The sequence below is a fragment of the Arenibacter sp. S6351L genome, from assembly GCF_023016025.1.
Lineage (GTDB): Bacteria > Bacteroidota > Bacteroidia > Flavobacteriales > Flavobacteriaceae > Arenibacter > Arenibacter algicola_B.
This window is the reverse complement of record NZ_JALKBB010000018.1, coordinates 22,104-37,639: the sequence shown is the minus strand read 5'-3', so window position 1 is coordinate 37,639 and position 15,536 is coordinate 22,104. Positions and strand designations below refer to the sequence as shown.

12 protein-coding genes are annotated in these 15,536 nt (G+C 40.4%); 8 read left to right on the top strand and 4 right to left on the bottom strand.

Annotation, left to right across the window (positions count from 1 at the left end):
* The first annotated feature begins 48 nt into the window (after nt 1-48).
* The 5 genes from MWU82_RS14810 (at nt 49) to MWU82_RS14790 (ending at nt 6,079) form a co-directional block, all read left to right on the top strand.
* Nucleotides 49-837, top strand: coding sequence for a glucose 1-dehydrogenase (locus MWU82_RS14810; RefSeq protein WP_247096983.1), 789 nt, complete (start codon nt 49-51; stop codon nt 835-837).
* 55 nt (nt 838-892) lie between these two features.
* Nucleotides 893-2,227, top strand: a complete 1,335-nt coding sequence (locus tag MWU82_RS14805) for an enoyl-CoA hydratase-related protein (RefSeq protein WP_247096982.1) — start codon at nt 893-895, stop codon at nt 2,225-2,227.
* Nucleotides 2,228-2,314: 87 nt separating this feature from the next.
* Complete coding sequence (locus MWU82_RS14800; RefSeq protein ID WP_247096981.1) at nt 2,315-3,493, top strand: acyl-CoA dehydrogenase family protein; 1,179 nt, start codon at nt 2,315-2,317, stop codon at nt 3,491-3,493.
* Between the two features lie 5 nt (nt 3,494-3,498).
* On the top strand, nt 3,499-4,581 hold the full coding sequence (locus tag MWU82_RS14795; RefSeq protein WP_247096980.1) for a phosphotransferase family protein: 1,083 nt from the start codon (nt 3,499-3,501) through the stop codon (nt 4,579-4,581).
* A gap of 76 nt (nt 4,582-4,657) precedes the next feature.
* Nucleotides 4,658-6,079 (top strand): sulfatase, encoded by a 1,422-nt coding sequence (locus MWU82_RS14790; protein WP_247096979.1) that lies wholly within the window; start codon nt 4,658-4,660, stop codon nt 6,077-6,079.
* 59 nt (nt 6,080-6,138) lie between these two features.
* Here the strand turns inward: MWU82_RS14790 and MWU82_RS14785 are convergent, their stop codons facing one another.
* From MWU82_RS14785 to MWU82_RS14775, 3 genes are all read right to left on the bottom strand, one after another.
* A complete protein-coding gene (locus MWU82_RS14785) occupies nt 6,139-7,128 on the bottom strand; it encodes a bile acid:sodium symporter family protein (RefSeq protein ID WP_247096978.1) in 990 nt (329 codons plus the stop codon).
* A 205-nt stretch (nt 7,129-7,333) separates the two neighbouring features.
* On the bottom strand, nt 7,334-8,425 hold the full coding sequence (locus MWU82_RS14780) for a DUF2157 domain-containing protein (protein WP_247096977.1): 1,092 nt from the start codon (nt 8,423-8,425) through the stop codon (nt 7,334-7,336).
* Between the two features lie 204 nt (nt 8,426-8,629).
* Nucleotides 8,630-9,079: a hypothetical protein gene (locus tag MWU82_RS14775; protein ID WP_247096976.1), complete on the bottom strand. Its 450-nt coding sequence runs from the start codon at nt 9,077-9,079 to the stop codon at nt 8,630-8,632.
* 158 nt (nt 9,080-9,237) lie between these two features.
* Between MWU82_RS14775 and MWU82_RS14770 the strand changes: the two genes are divergently transcribed.
* The 3 genes from MWU82_RS14770 to MWU82_RS14760 all read left to right on the top strand — a co-directional run bounded on the left by MWU82_RS14770 (nt 9,238) and on the right by MWU82_RS14760 (nt 13,978).
* Nucleotides 9,238-10,080, top strand: coding sequence for a universal stress protein (locus MWU82_RS14770; protein WP_247096975.1), 843 nt, complete (start codon nt 9,238-9,240; stop codon nt 10,078-10,080).
* A gap of 343 nt (nt 10,081-10,423) precedes the next feature.
* On the top strand, nt 10,424-12,802 hold the full coding sequence (locus MWU82_RS14765; protein ID WP_247096974.1) for a TonB-dependent receptor: 2,379 nt from the start codon (nt 10,424-10,426) through the stop codon (nt 12,800-12,802).
* A gap of 21 nt (nt 12,803-12,823) precedes the next feature.
* On the top strand, nt 12,824-13,978 hold the full coding sequence (locus MWU82_RS14760) for a PepSY-associated TM helix domain-containing protein (RefSeq protein ID WP_247096973.1): 1,155 nt from the start codon (nt 12,824-12,826) through the stop codon (nt 13,976-13,978).
* 46 nt (nt 13,979-14,024) lie between these two features.
* Here the strand turns inward: MWU82_RS14760 and nhaA are convergent, their stop codons facing one another.
* Nucleotides 14,025-15,332 carry a Na+/H+ antiporter NhaA gene (nhaA, locus tag MWU82_RS14755; RefSeq protein ID WP_215946606.1) on the bottom strand — a complete coding sequence of 436 codons (1,308 nt, stop codon included), beginning with the start codon at nt 15,330-15,332 and terminating at the stop codon, nt 14,025-14,027.
* Nucleotides 15,333-15,536 lie beyond the last annotated feature (204 nt).

The following is a 15,536-nucleotide window of genomic DNA, read 5'->3' as shown; positions in this document are numbered from 1 at the left end:
TACCCATAAGAAATATTTAGAACCTATAACTCTAATAAAATAAGCGGGATGCAAACAAGGATAAAACAAAAATTCGATTTAAAGAACAAAGTGGCCATTGTCACTGGTGCCAGTAAAGGCATAGGAGAATCTATTGCAAGAGGTCTTGCCGAATACGGCGCCAAGGTAGTCATTAGTTCCCGTAGCCAAGAAGCAGTTGACCAAGTTGCAAACAATTTAAAAGCGAATGGATACGATGCCTTGGGGATAGCTTGCCATGTTGGTGATGAAAATCAATTAAAAAAATTGGTTGAGGAAACGGTAAATGCTTTTGGAGGTTTGGATATCCTAGTGAACAATGCCGCTACCAATCCGTTTTATGGACCCTTGGACACCATGGAAAACGCTTTATTTGACAAAATAATGGATATAAATACCAAGGCCCCTTTCCTTTTGGCCAATCTATGTTATTCCATTATGAAAAAAAGGGGAGGCGGAAGTATTATCAATATTGCCTCGGTAGAAGGAATGAAACCAAGTGTTGGATTGGGGCTGTACAGTGTTAGTAAGGCGGCTTTAATTATGTTGACAAAATCACAGGCCGTGGAATGGGGCAAGTTTGGTATCCGTTCCAACGCCATCTGCCCTGGACTTATCAAGACCAAATTCAGTTCGGCCCTCTGGCAGAACGAAAAAATATTGGACCAGGTAACCCGGCATTTACCGGCGGGAAGAATGGCCGTTCCGGACGAAATGGCCGGCCTAGCCTGTTTTTTGGCCTCCGATGCGTCCAGCTATTGTACCGGATCGGTTTTTACAGCTGATGGAGGGCACATGATTGCTGGCGGATTTAATTAGTATTTGAACGAAGCTAGAACATACCAAACAATTTAAAAGAAAAAAAACGAACCGAATGGCAGAAGAAAAACTAATCAACAAGGCGTATTCCACAGAAATTCCACAGCTGTCGGATTTGACCCATTATCAGGGCAAGGAATTGGGGATATCCAATTGGATGACAATAACCCAGGATATGATCGACACCTTCGCCAGAACAACGGACGATAACCAATGGATTCATATAGACCCTGAAAAATCTACCAAATATTCACCCTATAAAAAAACGGTGGCACATGGATTTCTAGTCCTGTCCCTCGCCTCAAAATTCTGCTTTGAAACTCTCAAGATAAAGGATATTGCAATGGGGGTAAACTATGGATTGGATAAAGTGCGGTTCATGAATGCCACTCCGGTAGGCGCCTTGTTAAGGGCTAGAGTGTCTTTAATGGAATTCAGCCCATTTGAAGGCGGGGCCAAATACAAATTGAAGCTTGTATTTGAACTAAAAGGGGAAGAAAAACCCGCATGTGTTGCCGAATTTATAGCCCAAGCCTATTCAAATCCCAATAGTAAGAAAACAACTTCCTCACCTAAAAAAGACACCCCAAGTAAAATTGAAAACAACAATAATGAGAGCGTACTTTTTGAAAAGGAAGGCGATATCGGAATTATTACCCTGAACAGGCCTTCAAGATACAATGCGGTTACCGACGATCTGGTGAACGGAATTACCATTGCCATCAACAAAATCCGCAAGGATGATGACATTCGCGCAGTGGTTATTACAGGGGCTGGAAAAGGTTTTTGTGCAGGTGCGGATATGGCTGTCTTTGGCCAAATTACACCCGAAGAAGGCAGGGCATATATTACCAGCACTTACCAACCATTGATGCGCACTCTCTTTACACTTCGCAAACCCATTATCGGGGCAATTAACGGAACTGCGGCCGGAGTAGGTGCTTCCCTGGCCCTTGCCTGCGATTTTAGGGTAATGTCCGAAAGCAGTGCTTTGTTGTACGCCTTTATTAATATTGGATTAGGCCCCGACGGGGGTGGTAGTTGGCTTTTGGCAAGACAAGTTGGATATAGCAAAGCATTACAAATAGCCGTGGAAGGTAAAAAAATAATGGCTAAGGAATGTTTGGGTCTTGGACTCACCAATAAGTTGGTACAGGACGACTCCGATTTGCTTAAAACCGCCAAAGCCTGGGCACAGGAATTGGCCAAACGCCCAACCCTAGCTTTTGGTGTTACCAAAGAAGATATGTTCTATGCCATGGGACATGATCTATACGACACCATTGCTTATGAAGCGGAAAAGCAAGTTGCCACGTTTGGTAGTCGCGATTTTGCAGAAGGTGTCAATGCCTTTTTGAAAAAGCGTCCCGCTAAATTTATAGGCAAATAATACTTTATTGCATGTAGTGCCGCCGAATTCAAAAGATATCCCTAGCCGATTACAAATGAAGATCAGAACTTCCAAAAAACAAAACAAATGAATTTCGATGATATAAAAAGTAGGATAAGAGCATTTGTTCAGGAGAATCTTTTTCCTTTGGAACCCTGGATTTTAAATTGCAGCTGGGATGAAAAACTGCCAAAACTCAATGAACTACGTCAAAAAGTAAAAGACGAAGGTCTTTGGTTACCGCAGGTTCCAAAGGAATACGGGGGTTTAGGGCTAACCAATACCGAGCACGGGGAAATCAGCGAAATCTTAGGAACCAGTCCCTACGGACATTATTGTTTCAATTGTCAGGCCCCTGATGCCGGCAACATGGAAATATTGATCGAATTCGGAACCAAGGAACAAAAAGAGACATACCTCTACCCTCTTCTGGCGGGAGATATTAGAAGTTGTTTCGCGATGACCGAACCCGATTTTGCGGGCTCCAATCCCGTAAATATGGGTACAATGGCCTTTAAAAAAGATGGCAACTATGTAATAAACGGTCATAAATGGTTTACAACAGGATTTGATGGGGCGGCCTTTGCCATTGTAATGTTGGTAACCAATCCAGAAGCAGCGGAAGCGCATAAAAAAGCAAGTCAAGTTATTGTCCCAACCAATGCCACAGGCATGGAATTTATTAGAAACATTCCCGTTATGGGCCATGCCGGAAATGGCTGGGAGAGTCATTCAGAAATTAAATTCCACAATGTAAAAGTACCATTGACCAATGTCCTTGGGGGTGATGGCGAAGGATTTACCATTGCCCAAAAACGTTTGGGACCAGGGCGTATACACCATTGCATGCGCTGGATGGGTATATGTGAACGCTCTTTTGACCTAATGTGCCAACGCGCCATATCCAGGGAATTGGCATATGGAAAAACATTGGCCGATAAACAGACTGTCCAAAACTGGATTGCCGAATCCCGGGCCGAAATTAATGCCGCCCGATTGTTGATCCAGGATGCTGCCCATAAAATTGACACACAGGGAGCCTTTAAAACCCGAAAGGAAATTTCCATTATTAAATTTTACTGTGCCAACGTCCTACAAAAAGTGGTGGACCGGGCCATACAAGTCCATGGCGCCTTGGGCCTGACGGACGATACCATTTTGGCTTTTTATTACAGGCATGAGCGGGCTGCCCGAATTTACGATGGGGCAGACGAGGTGCACAAAAGCAGCCTGGCCAGACAAATTTTAAAAGAATACAAAATTTAAAAGCTATGTTGGACACATGGAACGATAAATCCACGACCATCCGAAAAGGGGAAGAACTACCAATGTATAATTTGCAATCCTATTTGCAACAATTCTTTGCGAACCAGAGCGATTTAAAAGTAACCCAATTTCCAAGTGGCTATTCCAACCTGACCTATTTGGTACAATTGGGAAAGATGGAATATGTATTGCGAAAACCGCCCATAGGGGCCAATATAAAATCCGGCCACGATATGAAGCGCGAATACGACATTTTAACGGCCTTAAAACCTAACTACGGTAAAGTCCCGGCTCCAATACTTTACTGCCAAGACGAAACCATTTTAGGCTGCCCCTTCTACTTGATGGAACGGGTAGAAGGAGTTATTTTAAGGGCAAAAATGCCTGTTGGGATGATTCCCTCAACAGAACTGATGACGGGCATATCCAACAGTTTTGTAGATACGTTTGTTGATCTGCACCAACTCAATGTTAAGGATATTGGCTTGGATGATTTTGGTAAACCCCAAGGATATATGCAACGTCAAATAGAAGGCTGGACCAAACGTTATTTCAAATCCAAAACCGATGAAATACCAAGAATTGAGGCTGCGGCCAAATGGTTGGGACAGAATACGCCCAAGGAACCCAAAAACTATTCTCTGATCCATAACGATTTTAAATACGACAATTTGGTACTGGATCCCCAGGATTGGACCAATGTAAATGCAGTGCTGGATTGGGAAATGGCCACCATAGGAAATCCGTTGATGGATCTGGGAACCACCTTGGGATATTGGGTAAACCCCAATGACCCGGACTTTGTGAAGGCCTTAAACCTTACCCCGACCCATCTACCAGGTAATCTTTCGAGGGAAGAAGTGGTGCATCAATACAGTCTAAAAAGTGGGCAAGCAGTAAACGATATTATATTTTATTATGTCTACGGCCTTTTCAAAATAGCAGTAATCATCCAACAAATATACTTTCGCTATAAAAAAGGCTTCACTAAGGACAAGCGCTTTGCAAAACTTATCGATGGAGTAAACCTACTTGGGGAAATAGCACAGCAGGCTATTGCAAAAAAAAGATTGGACAATCTGTTTTGAACCTTTTGTGTGTTCTTAAATCTTACTTTACCATTTTTTGTTATCTTCAAATCCGAAATAACAACAACCAAAAAAAATGATCAAACATTGGCTTAAAACAGGCATAAATTTTAAAACCTTATTCACTCTAGCACTATTATCTTCTTATTGCAGCATTGGCTATAGCCAGGAAAATTTAGGTAAAACCCCTAATTTCATCATCATTTTTGCGGACGATCTAGGTTATGGCGATCTAGGTATTTATGGTCACCCCACCATTAAAACACCGCATTTGGATCAAATGGCGTCCGAGGGTCAAAAATGGACCAATTTTTATGTGGGGGCCAGTGTATGTACCCCTAGTAGGGCGGCCTTATTAACTGGCCGGTTACCCGTAAGAAGCGGAATGACAAGTGATACAAAAAGGGTGTTGTTCCCAAACTCTAAATATGGTTTACCTAGCTCGGAAATAACCTTGGCAGAACAATTAAAAAAAGTAGGCTATAGTACGGCATGTGTTGGTAAGTGGCATTTAGGCCATAAGGAAGAATACCTGCCTACCAACAATGGTTTTGATTATTATTTTGGCATCCCCTACTCCAACGACATGGATTTTGTGGGCGACCGAACAAAATTTAAGGAGGCCAGAGGAAATTTGCCCACCGAAAATTTTAATGTCCCCTTAATGAGGAATACTGAAATTATAGAAAGGCCTGCCAATCAAAATACCATCACCAAAAGATACGCAGAGGAAACCATTTCTTTCATCAAAAAAAATAAGGACAATCCTTTCTTTGTTTACTTGGCCCACAACCTACCCCACATACCCCTATTTGCCTCAGAGGACTTTTTGGGTAAAAGTAAAAGAGGAATTTATGGTGATGTATTGGAGGAAATTGATCATGGCATAGGTCAAATTATTGCTGCCCTAAAAGAAGAAGGATTGGACAAGAATACCATTGTGGTATTTACCTCGGATAACGGCCCTTGGCTTTCCTATGGGGTTAATGGCGGAAGTGCAGGCTTATTAAAAGCCGGAAAAGGGATGACCTGGGAAGGTGGCATGCGTGAACCCTGTATATTTTGGTCACCTACCAACATTAAGCCAGCAGTGATATCCGATTTGGGTACAACCATGGATCTTTTCTCAACCTTTAGTGCCTTAGCCGGTGTTCCAATGCCTAAGGACAGAATTATGGATGGGTTTGACATAAGTGGCACCTTATTGAAAGGCGATCCAACTCCAAGAAAGGGTGTTTTCTATTATAGGGGAACACAATTGTATGCGGCCCGACTTGGAGATTACAAGGCGCATTATATTACTGAGGGTTCCTATGGCCAGTTTGGCGAAAAGGAAGTACATAATCCACCAATCCTATACAATTTAAGTGTGGACCCATCCGAAAACTTTGATTTAGGGGCAAGTCACCCAGAAATTCTTGCCGAAATTGATCTTATGGTCAAGGAGCACCAGTCCAATTTAGTAAAAGGAAAAGACCAACTGGTGGATATTGAATAAATAATTATAAGAAAACAGCCCTAAATTATAATGGATACTTGGTCCATTGTATTTTAGTACTATGCTTCTACGATAGGTTCCTGCTCCTCTGGTCTACTGGCCCGTATTCCGGCAATTATGCTCAAAATTAAAATCTGGGTAGCATGGAATATCATTAGGGGCAGTAAAATTATACCTATAGACGCCATATTGCCAAAAAGAATTTTGGAGAAAACGGTCCCATGCACTAAGGATTTTTTGGTTCCGCAAAACTGGGCCGTAATTTGGTCCGCCGTATTGAATTTCAGTTTTTTGGCTACAAAACCTGTTAAAAAGAAAGCTGTATAAAACAAAGCCAATACAGCTACAAATAGTATCAACAAATCCAAATAGGATACCGCTCCAAAAATATTTTCTTCAAACGATCCGGCAAAACTTTTATAGATGATAAGTAGGATAATGGACTTATCAAAAAGAGCTAAGTACCTATTATATTTTTGCGCCAATACCCCAAGAAATCGCTGTAAAAACAATCCGAGTATTACGGGTAGAATAATTTGCAGGATGAGTTTCGTATAGATGTCGGTAAAGTCAAAATCTGTTCCTGTTTCCTGCACAAAGGGCCCCATCCAAAGTGGTGTAATAGCGATGCCAATAATCCCAGAAATACTGGCATTAAAAATTGCAGCCGGGATATTGCCCTTGGCCATTGAGACCATTACTACGGATGAAGATACCGTGGATGGTAAGGCTGCCAAAAAGAAGAAGGCCAACCATAAGGTCTGCTGTTCTGCATTTTGCATGAGCGGATAAAATGCCAAAACAATTAGTGGAAAAATCAAAAACGTAGATGCCTGCACCAATAAGTGCAACTTCCAGTTCTTAAGTCCCGCCTTCAATTTAGAGGGACTCAATTTTAATCCATAAAAAAAGAAGATTAAAGAAATTCCTATTGCACTAATCGTATCGATGGGAACATGACTGTCTGCCGTTCCCCATTGGGGGAAAATATAAGCTATTCCAATGACAGCTATTATGGATAGGACAAACCCATCGATCCTAAATTTCATACTTAATCCCTGTTTTACATTATGCTTATTAAAATAATTGTGGTAGTACCAAGACGTATGGATTTGTGTTAAAACCACGGCCCTTACCATTCAGAATCCGATGTATACGGACTTCTAACAAGCATAAATTACGGTGTCAAAATTAGAATATAATTTTATATGGCAGTCATAGAAACTCCTAAACCTTGCTTATTGCATTTAACAATTACCTATTGGAATCGGAAACATTATAGCTAATATCAACAACCTCAAATTTTCCATAGACAAATTCCCCATCAGGGTAATGCCATGTAGCTTCGCCATAGGATGGCAATTGGTATCCGTTTATATTTTTATAATTACTTACAGGAGTTGAAAAGGGATATGCTTTCATTTCCGAAACGGAATAGCGGTCATTGGAAACAAAATTTACCAGTTGTCCCTTTTCATTAAAATATAAAATAGCGGATATAATGGTTCCATTGTTATTAAAGGTGGCTTTTGCGCTCAAGGTATCCAAGGTTTCCCAGCTAATTCTGTCATCTACAAGGGCTGCCGGGGCAAATAAACATAAATCATTAAAAAAGGTGACCGTTTCTGTAGGATACAATTCCGGCTCCCTCAAGTCCACTACAGAAAAAAGAGATAGGAGTTTTATTTGCATACTTGCCGTTTCGGGGGTATACTTATGATAACCATAAGTGGGCAGGCCCATTACCTTGGCCTTCATAAAAAACAAACGCATTGGAAAAACCATAAAATTGTATTGTTCCGACGTAAAATGGAACCAATCTTTGCCCTTGTCCCGCATTTCGCCTTTGAACACAATTTTCATATTGTAAACCTTGGGCTTTCCTACAGCTCCTACGTAACCTAGATACTTTTGAACGCACATGGGCAAAGGAGCCAAATCCTCTTCACTTAAAACTTCCGGAGTTGTGGCAACCGTGTTCATGGCAGAAGCAACATCTTGTTTAAAACTTCCTTCAAATATCAAGTTGGATTGACCTATGATAGCCGCGCCCAAAATAATGACATTCGCAATTGTTCCATATTTGGCATCCACCCAGGCAGTAAAAATCAGGCCTTGGGAAATAACGACCAATACAATACCAAGTAATGGCCACCAATTTTTACTTAAAAAGAATCCGATTGCTGCCACTATAAAGAGTACGGCAGTCAAAAACCAAAGTATTCCCATTGGCCTTGAAATTTCTTTGGTGAATTGTGCCATCTCCCCAAATTGAAAAGCTTTGACAAAACCCATAAAATGTATAAGGCCATGTAGAATCATTAATAACATTAACAGAATGCGCATGTTCTACACCTTTAAAATTAATAATCAATGAATCCACTCATAACTCATTGGAATTAGTTGAATTTGCCAAAAATTTGCTAATTTGCTCTTCTCCCAAAATCCTTGGCCACTAAAATATTTGCAGTCCCTATATGTTACAAGGGAAAGTATTACTATTAATAATATTGCACAAAAATGCCGCTAGGGTCGGCAAAGTTGTTAATTTCAATTGTCCATCAAATTTGCAAGGGACTCACTATCAATTATAAATTCTGTTATTGCAAAGACCTCTTTCCTATTGCTACGAAACAGCGTTACGAAATTTGCCACCTCCTCTTCAAGATGTTCATGTTCTGTCCTGATTATACTGGCGTCAGCCTTATTATAATCCTCAACCATTTGGCCCAAATGAGTCCCATGTCTTCCTACTTTCTTCAATAAATCCTGGCATTTATTCTTTAAGTCGAACAATCCAACTTTTAACTCTTTTACCATATCCAAATTTTCCGGTTTGGTAATCCACATAAAGTATTTATCTATTAAATGATGTAAAAAGCGAAGGTCGTCCTTATAAAACTCCAAATCAGATTTCCAATGCTCCGTTAAAACATACAATTCGGACCATGGTCCGTCCTTAACAAATTGAAGTTCCTTGTTGTTTTTGGTATGTTCCATGATATTAAATATTAAAGGTTAAAGCATTAAAATTAGTCTAGTCACGGGTCTTTGAAAATGACATATATCAGGTGAGCTATAAGTGATGCATGACAACGGTCATTTTGCACATAGAATTTATACAGTAGTTTAGGAACTGAAATCGAAATCAGCAAAAGATGAAAACCATTCTCTACGCAACGGACTATTCCCAAAATTCGGTCGCGGCATTACGGTTGGCCCACCTCATGACGAAAAAATTTAACGCAAAATTGTTTGTAATGCATGTTTTTGATATTCCGGTAACCCTGAGCACAGTATCTATAAGCCACATAAAAAAGGAGAAAAGATTAATGATAGAAAACCACTCCAAGCTGAAAAAGTTTTGCACGGAACATTTAGGGGATACCTGGGAAGGTGGTAATATTAATTTTTTAGTTGAAGAAGATGTTTCGGTAGTTCAGGGCGTCTTGGAGAAGGCTACAAAACTTGAAGTTGATCTCATTGTTGTAGGTACCAAGGGTACTAGTACCATCAAGGAATTTCTTATGGGAAGTGCAACCACAGCTTTGATCAAAAAGGCGCCTTGTGCTGTTTTGGTAGTTCCTGCCATGTCCTCACCCGAAAATTTCAAAACCATGGTTTATGCCACTGATTTTGAACAGGCCGACATTTTTGCCATCAATAGACTTGTGGAAATTGCCAAGAAATTCAACTCGAAAATAAGTATCGTTCATATATCCACCAGCCGGGAATATGCTGGTGATCAGCAGATGGAATGGTTTAAAGAAATGCTAAATCAAAAAGTGACCTATGACAAAATGGAATTCGATCTGATCTTGGACGATGACATTTTTGAAGGATTAAATAGGTATTTGGAGAAGTCCAATGCCAGCCTGTTGGCAATGTTGGAGAGAAAGGACAACTCCTTTTCGCAAAAATTCCTGCAAACAGATATGATCAATAAAATGGTATCGGGTATTACCATTCCCCTTATTAGTTTTAATATTGGGGGACTATAAGCCGTGCTTCAAATTACCGAGCTTGTAAAATTCTCCTTTGCAGAGTCTTAACAATAATTACACAATAGACATCAATCCTGAAGTTCTGCCCATTATACCTTTTTTCCGTGCCTTTTCTAGGGTTCTAACTATGGAAACCCATTTACATTTGCTCATAAAATTATTTTAAGTTGATGGATTTAGGAATTTCTTTATAAGAGCTATAGCTTGCCCAATCCCATAAAATGAGGACTCAACAATCATTTTTACATTCTTATTTAAAATTATTCTAAATAGTTTTGGACAATAAAAATTTCCATTCTATTTTAGCGCCTTATTTATAACCAGTCTAATTTAAAATAAGATGAGAAATTTATTGTTATTTATTAATCTGTTAATAACCACCTCCATATTTGCCCAAAATTATGGAACCGTTAGTGGAACTATACTGGATAGTGACAACAGTCTTGTTCCATTCGCCAATATCTATATAGAAAACCTAAAAAAAGGTGGGATGGCCGATGAGTTTGGCCATTATACCATAACCGAAATACCTTATGGCGAATGGCAGATTAAAGTTAGTTCGGTTGGGTTTAGAACTATAAAATTTCCTTTGAACCTGTCCTCTCCACAAATCAGCAATATGGTTATTAAACTGAATATGGACAATGCCCTGAGCGAAGTAGAGGTATTCGGAAGACGAATGTCGCACCCAGACAAGATTGAAGCCCTTACACGTCTTCCATTGGAGCCTTACGAACAAATTCAGAGTATATCTGTCATTTCCGAAAAATTAATAGCAAATCAAGGTGCACTTACCATTTCAGAAGCTACCAAAAATGTTCCCGGGGTATATACTTTTGCTACCTATGGCAACAAACGTGAGAGTATGTCCTCCCGCGGTTTTAGAGGGATACCCATACTAAAAAATGGGGTAAGGGTACATTCCGATTTTAGGGGTGTTGGTATTTTAACGGATATGCAGGGAGTGGACAACATACAAGTGCTTAAAGGCGCAGCTTCCATAACTCAGGGGGTTGCAACAGATTTGGGAAGCCCGGGAGGGGTTATTAACATTGTAACCAAGACCCCGATCTACCAATTTGGAGGAGCGGTTACACAACGCTTCGGCAGTTTTGGACAGGTAAGGCCCACCTTCGATATTTATGGCCCTCTAGATGACAATCAATCTATTGCCTTCCGTATCAATGGTGCCTTGGAACGGGCCGATAGTTTTAGGACCGGTGTCAGTTCCGAGCGCATCTACATTAACCCTTCGCTACAATGGAAAATAGACGACAGGACGAAGATTACCCTGGAGTTTGATCATTTTGATGATAGCAGAACCCCCGATCTCGGTACGGTAAATCTGGCCTCCAATGATGTAAGTGCCATTTACGATCTTCCTGCCGATCAGTTTCTAGGGTTCGAAAACGACCGTTCACTTACTAAAAACACAACCTATTCGCTGCGGTTCGATAGACAACTGAACGATAAACTTACTTTGAAAACCGCTTTTTATAAATCACATCTAAAACTGGACGACAAAGGAGCAAGCCTTGGAAGCGTGGTTTCCATAGATGATGTGGAACAATTCAATCTGCGTACCAGAGGCTACTCTACCTCTACCCGAAACGATGATAACGGTGTATTACAGATTGATCTAATTGGCGATGATTTTAAAACCGGAAACATAAAACACACATTTCAGGTAGGGTTCGACTACAGAACTTCCAAATATGCTACAAGCAGCCAATCCCTTAGCGCCATAGACACCATCAATGTTTTTGAGAACAATTCCAATACTTTGCCCAATGTGGCACTCAGCAGTGGGAATCCTGGAGGTGCCGAAAGTAAATCCTTGGGCCTTGTGGCACAGGACGTGGTTTCCTGGACGGACTGGTTCAAGACATTTTTGGGAATTAGATATAGTACTACGGAAACCATTACAGATGTAGAAAATGACAAAAGTGATGCCTTTAGTCCTCTCGGCGGCATTATAGTTAATCCTTTTAAAAATATTAACGTTTTTGCTTCCTACACCAATAGTGCTTATCCCAGAACCGCTGCACGCTTAGGTGTCAATGGCGAAGCCTTAGGAAATGAAAGATTTGATCAATTGGAAGCCGGAGTAAAAACTAGTTGGCTTGCCGACCGTCTACGATTTAACCTTACCCTTTTTAAAATAAACAATAAGAACATTAACCTACCCGTGTACGATGAAAACTGGGTAGCCACCGGATATTACCAAAAAGGTGGTAACGACCAAAGACAGGGAGTTGAAGTGGAACTAACCGGTCGAATTCTGGAAAACTTGACCGCAGTTGCCGGCTATTCCTACATTGATGCTCAATACAAGGAACACACCTCTTACGTTTATGGTTCTGCCCCTCTTAACACCCCCAAACATACGGCCAATGTATACCTGGACTATAAATTTCAAGGTCCTCTCGAGGGACTTTCATTGGGAGGTGGCGTATACTACACCGGTGAAAGACCCATCAACGATTGGTCGTCGGGCGCAGTTACCCACGAAGGTATAGTCCCTAATGAAAAACCTTTCAATGTGGAAGCTTATACCTTGACCAATTTTCAGGCCGGATTTAAGTTCAACCATCATTGGGATGTTCGGCTAATGGTGAACAATGTCTTTGATCAAATTGGTTACAATGCCTATCGCACCAGCTATATTAACCAGACCGATCCAAGATCCTTTGCAGGAATATTAAGATATACTCTTTAACAGCTCACAAATAGTCCAAACATGTCCAAAAAGAATAAAAAATATACGTTAAGAAAATTCATCAACGATGTGCATCTTTGGTTGGGGATAGGCAGTGGAATTATTTTATTCCTTGTCTGTTTAAGCGGCACCATATTAACGTTTGAAGAGGAAATAAAAGACCTGTTTGCCAAAGAATTTGTAGTTGCCGATGCATCGGGAAGCCGCCTTTCCATGAAGGAACTATCGGAATCTCTGTCCAAGGAAGGCATCGTTGGCAACGTCACCATCCCGGCAGTTAGGGACAAAGCCCTAAATTTCAGTGTAAAAACCTCCCCGAAAGAGAGAAGGGGTACAACCTATTATGTTGACCCGTATTCCGGGGAATACCAAAAAGTTCAAAAATCCAATTTGGACGGATTCTTTATGACCATGTTCATAATGCACAGGTGGTTATTGTTGGATACGGAAATAGGAAGACCTATTGTAGGTGTTGCCACCATAATCTTTCTGTTCTTGTCCATCAGTGGTATTATCCTTTGGTTTCCAAAAAAAATGAAATGGAAGAATTTTAAACCAGGCTTCAAAATTAAGCTTAAGGCAAACTGGAAGCGGATCAACCACGATTTGCACAACACCCTTGGATTTTATGCCTGTATCTTTTTGGTTATCATGTCCCTTACCGGGCTATTTTGGTCCTTTGAATGGTATCGGGACGCTGGGAGCAAGGTATTGGGCACCAAAGTTTTTGGAAATCGCGGCGGTGGGCCAAAATTTGAATCGGCACTAAAGCCCGGTACAACGGAGAAAACCTTTGAGGAGATACTACAGATTGCTTCAACGGAGCTGAATTATGAAGGCGAGACCACCATTACTATCCCGTCAACGGACAAAGAGGTCTATACCATAACCAAAAACAACAATTCAAGATTTTCACCTGTCATAACCGATAAGCTTGTGTTTGACAGAGATGGCACCCTGCTACATAAAGAGCTTTTTGCCGATAAGCCATTGAACGTTCAGATAGCCTCTTTGATCAAACCTATACATATGGGCACCATTTACGGCAACTTTTCTAAAATAATTTATTTTATTGCCTGCCTTATCGCCACAAGTTTGCCTATTACGGGTACCCTTATCTGGATCAACAAACTGAAAATAAAAAAGTCGAAAAAAAAACAACCTGCATTTGTTTAAACCTATTTCCTTGAGGTTTCAACATATTGGCGTACACAGAGGGCCTTTATTGGCCCTTTTCTTTTCTCCCACTCCATCGCAATACAACAAATCCGACCAAACCTGAAACAACAGACCCTATTAGGATACCCACCTTGGCCGAATCAATAAATACTAAATTGTTTGCAAATGCCAAGTTGGCTATAAAAATGGACATGGTAAAGCCAACGCCGGCCAAAATAGCTATTCCAGAAATCTGGAGGAAATTAATATCATCTGGCAATACCGCAATCTTTAATTTAACCCCTATCCAGGATAATAATGTAACACCCGCCAATTTCCCAAAAAACAAAGCTATAGCAATGTTCAACATTAATGAGGTATTCAATTCCATATTAGTACCAAAGACAACTCCTGCATTGGCCAAGGCAAAAATGGGCATAATAAAATAAGCTACCCAACCATGAAGTCGATGTTCCAATTTTTGTAATGGCGAGGTAAATTTATCGGTCAAATCTTCCAGATCGTCCATATGCCCTATTTGTTCATTGGACAGCACCGGAACATTCTCGTTATTGGATTGGGCAATACCTGTCATTATTTTGGATAAGTTCTCCTTAAAATAATGCATATCGATCTTTTGCCGAATAGGCACGGTAAAGGCTACAAGTACACCCGCTATAGTTGGATGTATACCCGACTTTAAAAAAAGCACCCAAATTATGACTCCAAGAATTACTGTCCAGTACTTGGAATAAATGCCCTTAAACCCAAGAAAAGAGAGTATCAACAAAGGAATCAATGCATATAAAATTAATAGCCAATCCACCCCGCCGCTATAAAAAATGGCAATGACCATTACGGCTCCCAAATCGTCCACTATGGCAAATGCAGTAAGGAATATTTTTAAACTTAGGGGAACCCTATCCCCTAATAGTTTCAGGATTGCCAAGGAAAAGGCAATATCGGTTGCCATGGGAATACCCCAGCCCTGGGCCGTTTGTGGAGAATCATTTAAGAAAAGAAACAACAACAAAGGAAAAATCATTCCCCCAATTGCTGCAAAGAGTGGAAACATTGCTTTTCGAAGTCCGTTGAGTTCCCCGATCAGAAGTTCCCTTTTTATTTCCAATCCGATCAGAAAGAAAAATAAAGCCATTAATCCGTCGTTGATCCATAGAATAAGCGGTTTTGTTAGTTGGAAAGTTTCAGAGCCAAAACCTATTTTATATTGCCATAAGGAATTGTAAGATTCACTAAACCCGGAATTTGCCCAGATCATGGCAACTAGCGTAGCACTAAATAAAAGGATACCACTTAAACTCTCAATTTTTACGAATTTTTGAAAGGGTGTAAGAATAATTCTTTTGATCATATAATTTAAATGTGAGTGAACAAAAATGTCATAAATGTAAAAATACACAAATGCTTCAAACTGCCAAGAACCAGTAATTATTAATGGATTTTGTTTAATAGGGAAGTTGCAACCTCAATGATTAAAGGTCAATTCCTTCAGATGCCTATCAGTATAAAGTAAGGAGTTATCCGTCACCAATTTTCGCCTCTTAATCAAGAAACA